The organism is Thalassospira profundimaris, assembly GCF_003326755.1.
In the GTDB taxonomy this organism is placed as follows: Bacteria; Pseudomonadota; Alphaproteobacteria; order Rhodospirillales; family Thalassospiraceae; genus Thalassospira; species Thalassospira profundimaris_B.
The window spans coordinates 141,534-157,348 of record NZ_JPWH01000006.1 but is presented as its reverse complement, the minus strand read 5'-3'; the positions used below and the strand labels follow the sequence as shown (position 1 = coordinate 157,348).

Here is a 15,815-nt window from a genome sequence, read left to right as displayed (position 1 = left end):
TTTGCAATGGGAGTTTATGCGTCAATCAGGCGGCAAGCGCGGCAATCACCTGATCCTTGCTAAGCGTGCCAATGCGTTGCTGCTTGTGGTTGACCACATTGATGCCCGCCGGGCAGGCGATGGCGATGGGCAAAATATCTTCAAGGCGCATATCAGCCGCAATTTCCGGCCAGTCGCCGGATCCGGCCTGTTGCGTGTTATCATCAATCGGCATCATCAGGGTTTTGGCGCGTAGCACCCGCGAACGGTTGATGTCGCGGGTAAAGGCGCGCACATAATCATCGGCGGGTTTCATCACAATTTCTTCTGGCCGCCCCACCTGGATCATGGCACCGTCTTTCAAAATTGCAATCCGGTCGCCCAGCTTCAGGGCCTCGTCCAGATCATGGGTGATGAAAACAATGGTTTTATGAAGCTCGCTTTGCAGCTTCATCAATTCGTCCTGCATATCACTGCGGATCAGCGGGTCAAGGGCGGAAAAGGCTTCGTCCATCAGCAAGACTTCGGGGTTGGTCGTTAAGGCACGGGCAAGCCCCACGCGCTGCTGCATCCCGCCCGAAAGTTCATCGGGAAAACTGTCTTCATATCCGGCAAGACCAACCCGCTCGATCCATTTGCGTGCGGCATCCTGGCGTTTTTGCCGGTCGGTTTTTTGAATTTTCAGGCCATAGGCGACGTTATCCAGCACGGTGCAATGGGGCAGCAGGCCAAATCGCTGAAATACCATGCCCAGCTTTGCCCGGCGAAAGGCATTCAGCCGTGCTGTTGTCATATTCAGGATATTTTCACCGCCAAACAGGATTTCACCTGCCGTCGGGTCAATCAGACGGTTCAAATGCCGGATCAGGGTTGATTTGCCCGAGCCCGAAAGCCCCATCACCACAAATGTCTCGCCCTGCTCAATCGACAGCGACACATTGCTTAGTCCCACCGTATGGCCGGTTTGGGTCAGGATATCGTTCTTGTTTTCGCCTTTTTGCGCCAGTGTCAGCGCCTTTTGAGGGTTCGGGCCGAATATTTTGTAAATATTGCGAATGTCGATATAGCTCATGCCCCGTCTCCTGCCTTGGCGCTATGGCGGGATTTTTTGCCATAGGATTGCCCGATGCGGTCAAACACCACGGCCAGCAACACAATGGCAATGCCGGCCTCCACACCTTGCCCCACATCCAGGCGCTGAATACCGGTTAAAACCTGTTCGCCCAAACCGCGTGCGCCAATCATGGAGGCAATCACCACCATTGAAATCGACATCATCGTGGTCTGGTTAATGCCTGCCATAATGTTGGGCAGGGCCAGGGGCAGTTGCACCCCCCACAATATCTGCCCGCGACTGGCCCCAAAGGAGCGTGATGCCTCCAGCACTTCCTTGTCCACCAGGCGAATGCCCAGATCCGTGAGGCGGATGACGGGCGGGGAGGCATAAATCACCGTTGCAATAATGGCCGGAACCTTGCCCAGCCCAAACAGCATCAGGGCCGGGATCAGATAAACAAAGCTGGGCATGGTTTGCATCATGTCGAGCAGCGGGATCATCACGGCGCGCAGTTTATTCGACATGGCCATGCCAATCCCCACCGGAATGCCGATAATGACCGAAAGCCCGGTGGCAATGATCATCAGCGCCAGGGTTTGCATCGCCTTGTCCCACAGGCCCAGCGTACCAATCGCCACCATCGCCAGCGCCAGGCCCAGGGTGGTTTTCCAACTGCGGCTGGCGTGATAGGCGATGGCGGCGATAATCGCAATGACCAGCCACCACGGGGCGGCGCGCAACAAATGTTCCAGCCAAACCAATACGGTTAACAGGGCATCGGCAAAGGCCTCAAAGGCATCGCCGTAATTGACAACCAGCCAGTCCACCAGCGCGTTGACCGATTTGCCAAGGGGAATATTCAGCTTGTCAGGAAACATGAACCTGTTTTCCGTTTTTTAAGGGCAGGGCGTTTTCCTGAAGCCTAACAATGACAGAGGGATAACACACCTCTTAATCGCGTTAGCCATGCGCAGCATTGTCAGGAGAACGCTTTTAAACGCAAACGGATCACCAAATGTTCCCGCATATAAGATTGCGGGCAAAAGTGTTGTTCGTGCATCGTTTCAGCAGTGGCGGGCAAAGAAGCGGTCAAGTTCGCGCTGTTCTGGCGGTTGGCCGGTGAAAATCTCGACATATTCGGGGATGCGTTGCAGGCGGTCTGCTAGGGATTCCTGTGTTTGCATCGAAATATAACCAATTTGAACGAGATAGATCGTTCGTGCGCGCACATCTGCCAGGTGTTCATTCTGGCCGAAACGCAGAAACATCTGTTTGAGTGCTTCAAGGCGTTGCTGATCGGCGGTTTGAATTTCGGTTAAAACGTCGGGCGATTGCACCGCCCAGCTTCGGATGGCGAATTCAAAGCGGGCGTCAAACAGGTCCGGTTTTAACCAGCAATCAAACACATTTAACATCGCCTCGGTCACGGTTTCGGCGTAGCTTTCGGTTTGGGTAATCAGGTTGCCGGTATTTTTTTGCCGCCAGCGCGCCACAAGCGCATCGAGAAGTTCCTGCCGGTCTTTGAAAAACCAGTAAAAACTGGTTCTTGATAAATCGAGCCGTTTGGCGAGCGGTTGAATTTTTACACCATCTACACCGCTTTCAAGCAGCGCGTCATAGGCCGCGTTCAGCCATATGTCCGCTGATCCGCGCCAGCCGCCATTTTGTGTTTGTTGTTCCATGCTCTGTCCTTAGCAAACTGGTCCCGGCGGGACAAGTAGTATGTACAGTTATGTTTTCAATATGTACATCTATGATCTTAAAATTGACAGTTATGTACATTTTCCGGTACCGTTTTTCAATCACCTGATCAGGAGTCCCGCAAATGTCCAATGACCCGCTGCTGCAACCCTATCAACTGAAACATCTTACCCTGCGTAATCGCATCATGATGACCTCGCACGAACCGGCTTACCCCGAAGACGGGATGCCGAAGGATCGCTATCGGGCCTATCATGTTGAACGTGCCAAGGGCGGGGTGGCCCTGACCATGACGGCAGGGTCGGCAGCGGTGTCAAAGGACAGTCCGCCGGTTTTCAACAACCTTCTGGTTTATAAAGACGAAGTTGTGCCGTGGATGAAGGATTTGACCGATGCGGTGCATGAACAGGGCGCGGCGGTCATGATCCAGTTAACCCATCTTGGCCGTCGTACACGCTGGGACAAGGCATTCTGGCTGCCGGTGGTATCGCCCTCGCACAAAAGGGAACCCGCCCATCGTGCCTTTCCCAAGAAAATGGAAGACTGGGATATTGAAAGGATCATCACCGATTATGCCGATGCGGCCGAGCGTATGAAAGCCGCCGGAATGGACGGGATTGAATTGCAGGCCTATGGGCATCTGATGGACCAGTTCTGGTCGCCGCTGACCAACGAGCTGGATGGTCCTTATGGGGGCAGTATAGACAACCGCCTGAAATTTACCTTTGATGTGTTGCTCGAAATTCGCAAAAGGGTTGGCGATGATTTTATTGTCGGCGTGCGATATACGGGCGACGAGCAACTGGACGGCGGATTAACCCGGCAGGACGGACTGACCATTTCGCATCGCTTGAAAGAAAGCGGCATGGTGGATTTTTTGAATGTCATTCGCGGGCATATCGATACCGACGCGGGCCTGACCGATGTGATCCCCATTCAGGGCATGGCCAATTCACCACATCTGGATTTTGCCGGTGAAATCCGTGCTGCAACTGATTTTCCGACATTCCATGCGGCCAAAATTCCCGATGTGGCGACGGCGCGTCATGCCATTGCATCGGGCAAGGTCGATATGGTGGGCATGACTCGTGCCCATATGACCGACCCGCATATCGTGCGCAAAATTATCGAGAAACGCGAAGATGATATTCGCCCCTGTGTTGGTGCAAATTATTGCCTGGACCGGATTTATCAGGGCGGGGCGGCCTACTGCATTCATAATGCAGCAACCGGGCGTGAACTTTCGATGCCGCAAATCATTGAAAAGGCCGCCCAACGCAAGAAGGTGATGATTATTGGTGCCGGGCCTGCCGGGATGGAGGCCGCGCGCGTTGCGGCGGAGCGGGGACACGAGGTTATTGTCCATGAGGCGGCGGCGCGAGCCGGGGGACAAATTTTGCTGACAGCGCAAAATGAACGCCGACGGGAAATGATGAGCATCATTGACTGGCGGGCCGATCAATGCGCGAAACTTGGGGTGAAATTTCATTTCAACAGCTGGGCGGAGGCGGACATGATTATCGCTGAAAACCCGGATGTTGTCATTATCGCGACCGGTGGCCTGCCGCACACCGAGATATTGTCACAGGGGAATGACCTGGTGGTATCGTCCTGGGACATTATATCGGGCGATGTCAAGCCGGGGGCCAACGTGCTTGTCTATGATGATGCCGGGGATCATGCCGGTCTTCAGGCGGCCGAGGTGATTGCACGTTCCGGGGCAAAGGTGGAAATCATGACGCCGGACCGGGCCTTTGCCCCGGAGGTGATGGGGATGAACCTGGTGCCCTATATGCGTTCTTTACAAAAGCTGGATGTGACATTCACGGTGACATTCCGCCTTGATGCCGTGGTGCGTCACGGGAATGAACTTATGGCGCATATCGGTAGTGATTACGGCGGGGTTGCAAAACAGCGCCTTGTTGATCAGGTGGTTGTCAATCATGGCACGATTCCGCTCGATGACATCTATTTTGACCTTAAGCCATTGTCGTCAAATCATGGTGAAATGTCGCATGACCAGCTTATCTCGGGGCAGGCGCAATCTGTTATTCGCAATCGTGACGGCATGTTTCAGTTGTTCCGTATTGGAGATGCGGTTTCGGCACGGAATACCCATGCCGCGATTTATGATGCTCTTCGATTGCTGAAGGATATTTAACCGGGGCTATTTTGTTCATGTCTTTCTGAACGGCTGACTGAACGGTCGAAAGAACAAAACAGCCCGCAGATGCGAACCTGCGGGCTGTTTTTTAATATCTTGGGTCAGAGGATGATCTGACGGAACGTTGCGGAATTATTCGGCCGCAGCGCGGGCTTCTTTCAGCCAGCCGTCAAATTTGCTCTGGTTGGCCTTGATCCAGGCGTCGGCGTGACGCGAGATATCCTCGGCCGATTTCTGACCATCGCGCATCAGCAGGTTTTCCGCACTGATGTCATTGGCCGAAATCTGCATGATCGAAAACAGTTTGGCGGCTGCCGGGTTGGCTTCGGCCCATTTTTTGTTGGCAATGATCTGCTGGTTGTTCACCTGGAAGCCATAGTTGCTGCCATCGGGCAGGGCGGTATCGGCATCCTTGTTTTCACCCGGAAGGGAGGAGAACGGAACCTGGAGCCAGACGGTGTCTTTACCCGGAACCAGAACGCCGGAAACCCAGTACGGGGTCCAGGTGTAATACAGGATCGGTTCACCCTGTTTGTAACGGGTGATGGTATCGGCGATGATGGCAGAATAGGAGCCCTGGTTATGCTCGACCGTGTCGCGCAGACCATAAGCATCGAGGTGATGTTCGATCACCTTTTCACAGCCCCAGCCCGGGTTACACCCGGCCAGGTCCGCCTTGCCATCATCATTGATGTCAAACAGCTTGGCGATTTTCGGGTCTTTAAGCTGTTCGATATTGGTGATGTTGTATTTTTCGGCGGTTTTCTTGTCGATCAGGTAGCCCTGAAGCGCGCCGGGGGAATACACACCCTCGCGATAGATTTTCGCATCGCCACCGGCATTTTTGTAAAAGTCGGCATGCAGCGGGTTCCAGAAATCGGCCATGAAGGTACCGTCGCCATTGGCAATGGCAACAATGCCGGTGGCATATTCGATTTCCTGAATCGGCTTGACGTTATAGCCCAGCTTTTCAAGCGCCTTCATCACGATCTGGGTCTGGAAGGTTTCTTCGGCGATCGAGCTTTTCAGCGGCTGAACGTCAACACCTTCGCCCGGTTTCATGTTGTCGGCAAAGGCGGTGCCTGCCAGCAACATGCTGCTGGTGACAGCAATCGCTGCACCGGCGGAAATCTTTTTCAGGATGGTCATTGGCTTCTCCTTGTTATGTGGTTTGGGCCGTTGATTCAGCCTTTATTTGTTGCAACCGCAGTGCGGTTATTTCTTGCCCATAAGGGAACGAACGAGGCCGACCGGACCGGTTTGATACCAGTGACGGGAGCCTTTGCTGCGCTGATCCTGGCCAAGGGCCTGGGTCATACGGTCCAGAACGATGGCGAGTAACACAATGCCGATGCCGCCCACGGTGGCGAGGCCCATATCAAGGCGACCAATGCCACGCAGAACCATCTGCCCCAGACCACCAACCGCAATCATGGACGCAATCACCACCATCGACAGGGCCAGCATCAGGGTCTGGTTGACACCGGCCATGATGGTTGGCATGGCAAGGGGCAACTGCACACGGAACAGAAGCTGTTTCGGGCTGGCACCAAACGAACGTGCGGCTTCCACCAGATCGCCCGGAACCTGGCGAATGCCCAGAATGGTCAGGCGGATCAATGGTGGCAGGGCGAAAATGATGGTCACAACCACGCCCGGGACGTTGCCGATACCAAACAGCATCACAATCGGCACCAGATACACGAAGGCCGGGGTCGTTTGCATGGCATCCAGAACGGGGCGGACGATGTTGGAAGCCCGTTCATTGCGTGCCAGCCAGATACCCGTTGGCAGGCCGATAATGACACAGAACAGGACCGAGGTAATCACCAGCGCCAGCGTGACCATCGCCTGGGACCAAGCACCGATAACCCCGATTACAATCATGGAAATAAAGGTACCGATCGCCAGTTTGCGACCCGAAACCTGCCACGCGATCAGCGCAAGAACAACAATGACAAGCAGCGCCGGGGTGGCCTGCAAACCGGTTTGAACCCCGGTCAGAACCGCATCAATCGGCCAGCGGACAGCCTGGAAAAAGCTGCGGAAATGGTTAACCACCCAGTCCAGGCCATTGTTAACCCAGACATCAACCGGGAAAAGGGCATCGTGAAAGGGTTGCAGGATGTTGAAATGATGTTCCGGGGCCGGGGCGGTATTGGCTAGCCAGTCACCTGCGGTATCTGAAACACCGCTGCCCGCCGACGGGTCCGGCGTGCCCCAGGGGTTTGATGCGGCCGAGGACGCGGCATCTCCGCCGCCTGACGTTGCGGCATCGGCACCCGATTGTCCACCACTTGCCCACGGATTGCTGTTATCAGCCATTGGTCAAATCTCCTTCCGGGTCAAGCGTTGCAAGCAATTTCGCTTTTCTGATCACACCGGTATAGTGCCCGCTATCGGTCACAACAGGGACCCCGCATGGGGCATGGGCGACCTTGCCGATCAGCTCGGAAAGTTGCGTATCTTCGGTAACAGGCTCAATATCCGGCAGGAACGCCGCCGACAGCTTTTCAGCCCCTGATTTGATGGCGCGTTCAACGCTTTCCTGCGAAATGACACCGTGAAATTCCATGTCTTTGCCAACGATATAGGCAAAATCGCGGTTTTCGGTTTCAAGGCGGCGCTGGGCGGTCTTAAGGCCAACACCCTCGCGCTCTATCACCGTGGTTTCACGTTTGGAAACAATGTCTTTTGCCGACAGGATGGTAGAAACATCAACACCCCGGAAGAAGGATTTAACGTAATCGTTCGCCGGGTTATTGAGGATTTCCTCGGGGGTGCCGACCTGCACCACAATCCCGCCTTCCATGATGGCGATGCGGTCGCCAATGCGCATGGCTTCATCAAGGTCGTGCGAAATAAAGATGATGGTCCGTTTATGTTCGCGCTGCAAAATCAGCAATTCATCCTGCATTTCAGCACGAATAAGCGGGTCAAGGGCGGAAAAGGCTTCGTCCATCAGCATCACGGCGGGGTCGTTGGCCAGGGCCCGGGCGAGGCCCACACGCTGCTGCATCCCGCCGGAAAGCTCGTCGGGGTAGGAATCCGCCTGGGCGCGCAGACCGACCTGCTCAAGCGCATCAAGGGCGCGCTTCTGGCGTTCTTCAACCGGAACACCGGCCAGTTCAAGACCAAAGGCGGCGTTGTCGACAACCGACAGATGCGGCATCAGGGCAAAGGACTGAAAGACCATCGACATATCGCGACGGCGCAAATTCATCAGTTCCTGTGCATTCATTGCCGCAATATCGACCCCGTCATACAGCACCTGGCCGGCAGTGGGTTCGATCAAACGGTTGAGCAAACGGACAAGTGTGGATTTACCAGAGCCCGAAAGCCCCATGACCACGAATATCTCACCTTGGCGAACGGTGAAATTCGCCCCGCAGACGCCAACTGTCTGGCCCGTTTTTTCAAAGATTTCTGCTTTGTCGATGCCCTCGTGAACCATTTTCATGGCCTGATCAGGGTGGTCGCCAAAGACTTTGTACAGGTCTTTTACAACAATTTTATCTGTCATGGTCCCCTGTCGGTTTTTGGAACGAGCCCGTTGTCCCGCCGGTTTATTCCGAAGGGGCAAGATCGTTCGTTTTGTGTTTGGCCGGTCTGCCTGGTCGTGGCCAGTGCGATCACTTCCCCGAGCACCGTCACATTCAATACAAAGATGGTTACAATTCAAAACATTTGATGTCAAATTATATTTGAGATAGGTTGACGGTGTTTTGGGAATTTTGAAAGTGTTTTGATGACGTCAGAACAGCAAAAACGGCGCGATTCACTTGATGTACTGGTTGCCCTGCGCCAGATCATCCGTGCATCCGATTTGCATTCAAAACATGTAATGAAGGTTTGCGGTCTAACCGTGCCGCAACTTGTGGTTTTGCTTGCGATTCAGGAATTGGGAAACGTGACCGTAAAGGAAATCTCGCGTCACGTATCGTTGAGCCAGGCAACGGTGACAACCATTCTGAATCGCCTGGAAGAACGCAACTTTGTCCGCCGCGTTCGCAATACAACCGACAAGCGTGTCGTCAATAGCTGCCTGACGGAAAAAGGGGCAGAGATGATCCGCAATACGCCGCCTTTGCTTGACGATGACTTTATGGACCGTTTTGAAGGCTTAAAAGATAACGAGCGTGGACGTATTGTTACATCACTAAAGAAAATTGCCATGTTGATGGAAGGTGATGACGTGAACTTGCGTCCGCCGACCAAATCGCGTCAAAGAGAGGACAGTTTTTCGTCCGATGCCTGACCGGATATGAGGTCGAGATTTTTTTAACAACGCCTGATACAGGGCTTTGTTGCATATAAATAAAAAATCAGGGGCAGCCCATGACTGCCCCCCAGGGTGGTTTCACGATCTGGATTTCGTTAGGCGCAAACAGTGTTTTCTGCCTGACATATCTTTTTCCGATATTTTTAAAGGCTGTCTTTGACCCGCTGGGCGACATCTGCCGGGACCCATTTGGTCCAGACATCCTGTTTGTTCTTCAGGAAATATTCGGCGGCTCCTTCGGGCTGTTCACCTTCATCCTGCATATAGGCCAGCATTTCCGAAACCAGTGCGCTGCTGGTATGATAGTTCGACAGGAATTTTGTCAGGGTTGGTGCGGCTTTCATGAAGCCGGTATTGACACCGACCGTTACCGTGCTTTGCGGATAGGCGGTTGCCTGGCTGACATCGCTGCCATCTTTCAGCTTGTCGAAAATTTCCTTGTTATAGGCCGGTTCTTCCAGCTTTACGCTGTCATAAAGGCCCATCACCCAGGTCGGTCCCCAGTAATAATACAGGATTGGCTCGCCCCGCTTGTTGGCCGAGGCAATGGCGGCAGACAGGGCGGCACCGGTGCCGGGACGGAAATTGGTGTAGCTGTCTTCGAGGCCATAGGCCTTAAGCTTGTTGCTGTTGATCTTTTCACAGACCCAGCCCGACGGGCAGTTGTAAAAACGGCCTTTGCCCGGTTCTTCGGGGTCTTCAAACAGGTCGGTATATTTTGGCAGGTCGGAAACCGATTTAAGGTCGGGGGCCAGTGGTTTGATGCCGCGCTTTTCGTCACCCTTAACGACAAAAGCGGGCACGAACCAGCCTTCAACCGCATCGTCAAAATTAACGCCAATCTGTTTGACGGTTCCGGCGGCTTCGGCCTTTTTCCAGGCATCGGCGACATTGTCGCGCCAGATTTCCATCACAACATCAATGTCGCCTTTGCCAGCCCCCGTGAGCAGCGGAATGGTTTCACCGGGCAGGGCATCGGTCTGGCAGCCATAGCCTTTTTCGATGATATAACGCGCCACCGCATTGTGAAACAGGGCGCTGTCATAATTTAGCCCGGCAAACATCACCGGGCGGTCAATCTCACAAGAGGCATCGGCAGCGCGGGCCGGTATTGCCTTAAATTGAAAGGAAAGGCCGATGCCAATGGCGATCAGCGTTGTGGCTCCGGCGGACAGGAATTTCATTTTCAGGGTCCCTTGATATTTTTGACAGTCCGGAAGCGCATCATGTGCCAGCCGGTCGGTATGAGATTATGATACGAACCAGAAAGGGTATGGTTCCCTCATGTCTGCTGCTGGCAGTCCGATACAGTCTGGCGAAAAGTGTACCTGTCGGCTTTCGGGTTACGCAACCTCTGATCCCGATGAAATTGACAGGCTGTGTCAGCAGGTTGTGGTTTTGGCATGTCGATCTGCCAGAAGATGTCAGCAAACACGGGCCTAGAAATGATCAACCCTGTCATTGGCCGGTTTATCGGGTATATGGTGTGGATGATTTCCGCCGCCCACTTTCATGATAACCGGACCGCCCCATGCACGACAGTTTGTTTGTTTTTGATATTGAAACGGTGCCCGATACCGATGTTTTGCCCAATCTGACCGGCGAAACCGCACCAGACCCGGAAACCGGGCGCAAAATGCTGGAGCAATATCACCTTGATATTACCGACGGGCGCAACGGTTTTCCCCGTCAACCCTTTCACAAGGTGGTTGCGATCAGTTTTCTGCGTGCCACCATTCAGCGCGATGGCAATCTTGAAACCTACGAGATCGAGGAACTTCGATCCGGCGGGGATTTGACCAGCGAGGAAAAAGATCTTGTGGCGGGCTTTTTTGCCTATTGCGGCAAGCTCTATCCCCGTTTGGTCAGCTTTAACGGCCGGGGTTTTGATTTGCCGGTGTTGAAATATCGGGCAATGAAGCACGGGGTTTCGGCGCGCTGGCTGCATCAGGCCGCCAATAAATGGGAAAATTACACCTCGCGCTATGCGCCAAACTGGCATTGTGACCTGGCCGAGGTTCTGTCTGATTACGGTGCTTCGGCACGCACAAAAATGAACGAGGTGTGTGCCGCCCTGGACCTTCCTGGCAAAACCGGCGTGGATGGCAGCAAGGTTGCCGACATGTTTGATCAGGGAGAACTGGACGGTATTCGGCGTTATTGCGAAACCGATGTTTTAAACACCTATCTTTTGTATTTGCGCTATGTTTTGCATACCGGCCTGACGGACCATGATGGTTACAACCACGCTATTAATTTGACCGTCTCCTGGTTGGAGGAACGGGCAGGGGATATTCCCGCATATGCCGAATTTCTCGACGCATGGCGGGTTTCCAGCAAGGGCAGTTTCAACATTTTGTGATCCCGTTTGCGGGCGGTCTTCAGGGCTGCGTGAAGTGTTTCACAGCGGTAGCGGATATTGGTGCATTCGGTTTGGCGTGCGAGCGATTTGCAGGTAACGTCCTTGCGGCTGAAAACCATTCGCAATTTCATTTGCGGTGTTACCACGTAAATCTGGAAAGGAGCGCCCCGTTGAAGATCAAGAAAGTAATGACTGGTTGTGTATTTGGTGCATTGACGCTTGGGGCCGTAACGCTCCCTGCATCGGCGCAGGAGGTCAATGTCTATTCGCTCCGTCAGGCATTTTTGGTTGAACCGCTGTTTGCGAAATTTACCGAACAGACCGGCGTTAAGGTGAATGTGATTTTTGCCGAAAAGGGGCTGGTCGAACGGATCAAACAGGAAGGGGTTAACAGCCCGGCGGACGTGTTGATGACGGTTGATATCAGCCGTATTTCCGATGCCGTGGCAGCCGGTGTAACCGAAAGTGTTAACAGTGATGTTTTGCAAAACAGCATTCCTGCCCATTTGCGTGATGAAAACGGGCACTGGTTTGCCTTAACCCAGCGTGGCCGCGCCATTTATGCCTCCAAAGAGCGGGTTGCAGAAGGCGAAATCACCCGCTACGAAGACTTGGCCGATCCGAAATGGGAAGGGCGGGTTTGCACCCGGTCTGGCACGCATGATTATAATATTGCCCTGTTTGCATCCATGATTGCCCATCACGGGACCGAGGATGCCAAGGCCTGGCTGGAAGGTTTGAAATCAAACCTGGCCCGCAAGCCGCAGGGCAATGACCGCGGGCAGGTCAAGGCGATCAAGGAAGGCGAATGTGATATCGCCATTGGCAATACTTATTATTTCGGGAAAATGATGGATAACCCGGACCAGCGCAGCTGGGCCGAAGCGGTTAATATCGTGTTCCCCAATCAGGCGGATCGGGGCATGTCGATGAATATTTCCGGTATGACGCTGATCAAGGGCGCACCGCATAAGGAAAATGCCATTAAGCTGATGGAATTTCTGGTCAGTGATGAAGCCCAGAAAATCTATGCCGAAGTGAACTATGAATATCCTGTCAAACCGGGCGTTGAATGGGCTGAAAACGTAAAGTCCTGGGGGACTTTCAAGGCCGATGATTTGCCATTGGCCGAAATCGCCCGCCTGCGTGCCGATGCGGTGCGAATGGTTGATCAGGTTGGCTATAACGAATAGGTCGATGTCGCCAAGGTCAGGCTGATTGTCGCATGGGTCTGGGGTAAGGTTTTCCCCAGGCCCTTTTTAATATGCGCCAGAAATTTTTCTGACTTGAAATATTTTTAAAACAATGTGGTACGGCATGATTTTAAGAATGAATTTTATGGTGGTTTGAGGTCAGTTTGACATATGAAACTGTTTGAATAGGCAAGATTGCAGTGATCGTTGTGATTGAGCCTTGCCAACTTGGTTCTTGAAACGTTAATTTCGCGTCCTGCGAATGTTTTTCATTCCCATTGTCATTATTGGAACGATCAGGAGAGCCTTCATGTACCTGCGAAAAATCATTCTCGGACTGGCGATAGCAACTGTTTCATGCTCTGTCGCTCAGGCCGCGCAGGAAGTGAATGTCTATTCGTTGCGTCAGCCGTTCCTGATCAAGCCGATGTTTAAAAAATTTACCGAGGAAACCGGCATTCGTGTCAATACCCTGTTTTCGCAAAGCGGGTTGGTGGAACGTGTAAAGCATGAAGGGCGCAATAGCCCGGCGGATTTGCTGTTAACCGTTGATATTGGCCGTATTCAGGATGCGGTGGATGCCGGTGTGACCCAAACCCTGACCAGTGATGTGATCGAAAAAAACATCCCCGCGCAATACCGTGACAAGGACGGGCAGTGGGTTGGCCTGACCACGCGGGCACGGGTGATTTATACCTCCCTGGACCGGGTTGAACCCGATGCGATCAAGACTTACGAAGACCTTGCCGATCCCAAATGGAAGGGGCGCGTTTGCATTCGTTCGGGGATGCACGTTTACAATATCGCGCTTGTGGCCTCGATGATTGCCCATCATGGCCCGGAAAAGGCCAAAGAATGGCTGACGGGTTTAAAGGATAATCTGGCCCGCAAACCCCAGGGGGCCGATATTGACCAGATCGAGGCCGTATCCCAGGGAGTATGCGATGTCGCGATTGGCAATTCCTATTATTACGGCAAGATGATGGATGACCCGAACAAGGCCGATGCCGCCAAACAGGTGCGTATCGTATTCCCCAATCAGGAGGGTCGCGGTACACATGTGAATATTTCCGGTGTGGCGCTGATGAAAAATGCGCCAAATCGCGAAAATGCCATCAAGCTGGTGGAATTTCTGTCGGGTGATGAAGCGCAGCATATGTATGCCGAAGTCAATTTTGAATATCCCGTAAAGCCTGGTGTTGAATGGTCGGAAATGGTTGAATCCTGGGGCCGGTTTGATGCCGATACCCTGCCATTGAATGAGGTGGCGGATTTGCGTGGCGATGCCATCCGCATGATCGACGAAGTCGGCTTTAACGAATAAAAATATCGGTGCATTTTGGCAACTCATCCGGATTATCGCACGTCTGCCGCCAGCGAGACCTTTGACCCGCTTAAAAGCCGCCCGCTGGTGCGTTCCATGCGCTGGTGGCCGCAGGGGCAGTCTTCGTGGTGGCTGGGTGGGGCAATGGTGATTGCCCTTTTGGTGGCAGCGCCGATTGTTGCCGTTGTTTATCTGGCTTTGTTTCCGACCGAAAATATCTGGCCGCATCTGGCCTCCACCATGTTGCCGCGCTATTTGTCCAACACCTTCATCCTGATGATCGGGGTGGGGATTGGCGTGACCCTGATGGGGGTTTCGTCGGCCTGGGTGGTGACAATGTGCCGCCTGCCGGGCAAGCGGTTTTTTGAATGGGCGATGCTGCTGCCAATGGCCGTTCCGGCCTATATCGTGGCCTATGTTTATACCGACCTTCTGGAATATGCCGGGCCGGTGCAGGGCGCTATTCGCGCCTGGTTTGGGTTTCAAAATGCGCGGGATTACTGGTTTCCCGATATCCGTACCAAGGGCGGCGCGATTATCGTTCTAAGCCTGACACTTTATCCCTATGTTTACATGCTGGCCCGGGCGGCTTTTCTGTCGCAATCGGTATGTGTGCTTGAAGCCGCACGGGTTTTGGGCCGTGGCCCCTGGAATGCCTTTGTCACCGTGGCCCTGCCATTGGCGCGCCCGGCGATTGTGGTGGGTGTGATCATTGCGCTGATGGAAACGCTGAACGATTTTGGCACCATCGATTTCTTTGCCGTGCATACCCTGACTGCCGGTATTTTTAATGTGTGGCTGGGCATGGGCAATGCCGGCGGGGCGGCGCAAATCGCGCTGACCATGCTGGTGGTTGTGGTGGTGCTGATTGTCGCAGAGCGTTATTCCCGCCGCCGTCAGCGGTTTCACGATACGACATCGCGTTTTCAGGAATTGCCGGGGTATGAGTTGGGCCTGGGGGCCAAAACGGCGGCTTTGCTGGTATGTATCTTGCCGATTGTGCTGGGTTTTGTCATTCCGGCATCGGTTTTGATTTACTATTCAATTGGCTATTTTGACCAGTCCTGGACCAGCGATTTTTTTGAATTTGCCAGGAACAGCCTTTTGGTTTCGGGTCTTGCCACCCTAATGGCGGTAAGCGCGGCACTGTTTTTGGCCTATGCCCTGCGCCTGTTTCCCAAACCGGCCCTGCGGGCCTGCATTCGTTTGGCATCGGTGGGGTATGCGGTGCCCGGTGCGGTGCTGGCAATTGGTGTTCTGGTACCCTTTGCCGGGCTGGATAATGCCGTTGATGCCTTTATGCGCGATCATTTTGGCATATCAACCGGCTTGTTATTAAGCGGTACCATTTTTGCCATCGTTTTTGCCTATAGTGTGCGGTTTATGGCGGTGTCCTATGGCTCGATCGAGGCGGCACTGGGCAAGGTCCGCCCCAGCATGGATGATGCGGCCCGTACCCTGGGCGAAACCCCGTTTGGCACCTTGAAACGCATTCACTTCCCGCTGGTGCGGGGCGGTATTCTGGCGGCCTGTGTGCTGGTTTTTGTCGATTCAATGAAGGAACTGCCTGCAACGCTTATTTTGCGGCCATTCAATTTCGATACCCTGGCAACCCATGTGTACCAATATGCCAAGGATGAAATGATCGAACAGGCCGCGCTTGGGGCCTTAACCATTGTGCTGGTCGGGGTTATTCCCGTGGTAATGTTGAGCCGTGCTATTTCGCGCTCCCGGCCTGGTCATCGTAATTAAC

The 15,815-nt window shown here is 53.6% G+C and carries 13 protein-coding genes; 6 read left to right on the top strand and 7 right to left on the bottom strand.

Features of this window, described 5'->3' with window-relative positions; translation table 11 throughout:
• Positions 1-25: 25 nt before the first annotated feature.
• From TH25_RS09275 to TH25_RS09265, 3 genes are all read right to left on the bottom strand, one after another.
• Entirely contained in the window at positions 26-1,051 is a 1,026-nt protein-coding gene (locus tag TH25_RS09275) for a quaternary amine ABC transporter ATP-binding protein (protein WP_114088143.1), read from the bottom strand.
• On the bottom strand, positions 1,048-1,914 hold the full coding sequence (locus TH25_RS09270; RefSeq protein WP_114088142.1) for an ABC transporter permease: 867 nt from the start codon (positions 1,912-1,914) through the stop codon (positions 1,048-1,050). Before TH25_RS09270 ends, TH25_RS09275 begins: the two co-directional genes overlap by 4 nt.
• A 186-nt stretch (positions 1,915-2,100) precedes the next feature.
• Positions 2,101-2,718 (bottom strand): TetR/AcrR family transcriptional regulator, encoded by a 618-nt coding sequence (locus TH25_RS09265; RefSeq protein ID WP_114088141.1) that lies wholly within the window; start codon positions 2,716-2,718, stop codon positions 2,101-2,103.
• 143 nt (positions 2,719-2,861) lie between these two features.
• On the opposite strand from TH25_RS09265, the gene TH25_RS09260 reads away from it, so the two are divergent.
• A complete protein-coding gene (locus tag TH25_RS09260) occupies positions 2,862-4,898 on the top strand; it encodes an NADH:flavin oxidoreductase (RefSeq protein WP_114088140.1) in 2,037 nt (678 codons plus the stop codon).
• A gap of 135 nt (positions 4,899-5,033) precedes the next feature.
• On the opposite strand, the gene proX is transcribed toward TH25_RS09260, so the two are convergent.
• The 3 genes from proX to proV all read right to left on the bottom strand — a co-directional run bounded on the left by proX (position 5,034) and on the right by proV (position 8,424).
• Positions 5,034-6,050, bottom strand: a complete 1,017-nt coding sequence (gene proX, locus TH25_RS09255) for a glycine betaine/L-proline ABC transporter substrate-binding protein ProX (RefSeq protein WP_114088139.1) — start codon at positions 6,048-6,050, stop codon at positions 5,034-5,036.
• A 66-nt stretch (positions 6,051-6,116) separates the two neighbouring features.
• A complete protein-coding gene (gene proW / locus TH25_RS09250) occupies positions 6,117-7,226 on the bottom strand; it encodes a glycine betaine/L-proline ABC transporter permease ProW (protein WP_114088138.1) in 1,110 nt (369 codons plus the stop codon).
• Positions 7,219-8,424 carry a glycine betaine/L-proline ABC transporter ATP-binding protein ProV gene (gene proV / locus TH25_RS09245; protein ID WP_114088137.1) on the bottom strand — a complete coding sequence of 402 codons (1,206 nt, stop codon included), beginning with the start codon at positions 8,422-8,424 and terminating at the stop codon, positions 7,219-7,221. The genes proW and proV overlap by 8 nt, the downstream gene beginning before the upstream one ends.
• A 225-nt stretch (positions 8,425-8,649) precedes the next feature.
• Between proV and TH25_RS09240 the strand changes: the two genes are divergently transcribed.
• Entirely contained in the window at positions 8,650-9,159 is a 510-nt protein-coding gene (locus TH25_RS09240) for a MarR family winged helix-turn-helix transcriptional regulator (RefSeq protein ID WP_114088136.1), read from the top strand.
• A 167-nt stretch (positions 9,160-9,326) separates the two neighbouring features.
• Here the strand turns inward: TH25_RS09240 and TH25_RS09235 are convergent, their stop codons facing one another.
• Complete coding sequence (locus TH25_RS09235) at positions 9,327-10,367, bottom strand: ABC transporter substrate-binding protein (RefSeq protein WP_114088135.1); 1,041 nt, start codon at positions 10,365-10,367, stop codon at positions 9,327-9,329.
• Positions 10,368-10,714: 347 nt separating this feature from the next.
• On the opposite strand from TH25_RS09235, the gene TH25_RS09230 reads away from it, so the two are divergent.
• The 4 genes from TH25_RS09230 to TH25_RS09215 all read left to right on the top strand — a co-directional run bounded on the left by TH25_RS09230 (position 10,715) and on the right by TH25_RS09215 (position 15,814).
• The gene (locus TH25_RS09230) at positions 10,715-11,545 is read left to right on the top strand and encodes a 3'-5' exonuclease (RefSeq protein WP_114088134.1); all 831 of its coding nucleotides are present in this window, start codon (positions 10,715-10,717) and stop codon (positions 11,543-11,545) included.
• Between the two features lie 188 nt (positions 11,546-11,733).
• Positions 11,734-12,738: a Fe(3+) ABC transporter substrate-binding protein gene (locus tag TH25_RS09225; RefSeq protein WP_181847509.1), complete on the top strand. Its 1,005-nt coding sequence runs from the start codon at positions 11,734-11,736 to the stop codon at positions 12,736-12,738.
• Positions 12,739-13,048: 310 nt separating this feature from the next.
• Positions 13,049-14,062: a Fe(3+) ABC transporter substrate-binding protein gene (locus tag TH25_RS09220; protein ID WP_114088132.1), complete on the top strand. Its 1,014-nt coding sequence runs from the start codon at positions 13,049-13,051 to the stop codon at positions 14,060-14,062.
• Positions 14,063-14,077: 15 nt separating this feature from the next.
• Positions 14,078-15,814, top strand: coding sequence for an ABC transporter permease (locus TH25_RS09215; protein ID WP_258549095.1), 1,737 nt, complete (start codon positions 14,078-14,080; stop codon positions 15,812-15,814).
• Position 15,815: the final 1 nt, after the last annotated feature.

Coding starts and splice junctions, on each gene's coding strand:
- TH25_RS09275 (WP_114088143.1), bottom strand. CDS start 1,051: ATGAGCTATATCGACATTCGCAATATTTACAAAATATTCGGCCCGAAC.
- TH25_RS09270 (WP_114088142.1), bottom strand. CDS start 1,914: ATGTTTCCTGACAAGCTGAATATTCCCCTTGGCAAATCGGTCAACGCG.
- TH25_RS09265 (WP_114088141.1), bottom strand. CDS start 2,718: ATGGAACAACAAACACAAAATGGCGGCTGGCGCGGATCAGCGGACATA.
- TH25_RS09260 (WP_114088140.1), top strand. CDS start 2,862: ATGTCCAATGACCCGCTGCTGCAACCCTATCAACTGAAACATCTTACC.
- proX (WP_114088139.1), bottom strand. CDS start 6,050: ATGACCATCCTGAAAAAGATTTCCGCCGGTGCAGCGATTGCTGTCACC.
- proW (WP_114088138.1), bottom strand. CDS start 7,226: ATGGCTGATAACAGCAATCCGTGGGCAAGTGGTGGACAATCGGGTGCC.
- proV (WP_114088137.1), bottom strand. CDS start 8,424: ATGACAGATAAAATTGTTGTAAAAGACCTGTACAAAGTCTTTGGCGAC.
- TH25_RS09240 (WP_114088136.1), top strand. CDS start 8,650: ATGACGTCAGAACAGCAAAAACGGCGCGATTCACTTGATGTACTGGTT.
- TH25_RS09235 (WP_114088135.1), bottom strand. CDS start 10,367: ATGAAATTCCTGTCCGCCGGAGCCACAACGCTGATCGCCATTGGCATC.
- TH25_RS09230 (WP_114088134.1), top strand. CDS start 10,715: ATGCACGACAGTTTGTTTGTTTTTGATATTGAAACGGTGCCCGATACC.
- TH25_RS09225 (WP_181847509.1), top strand. CDS start 11,734: ATGACTGGTTGTGTATTTGGTGCATTGACGCTTGGGGCCGTAACGCTC.
- TH25_RS09220 (WP_114088132.1), top strand. CDS start 13,049: ATGTACCTGCGAAAAATCATTCTCGGACTGGCGATAGCAACTGTTTCA.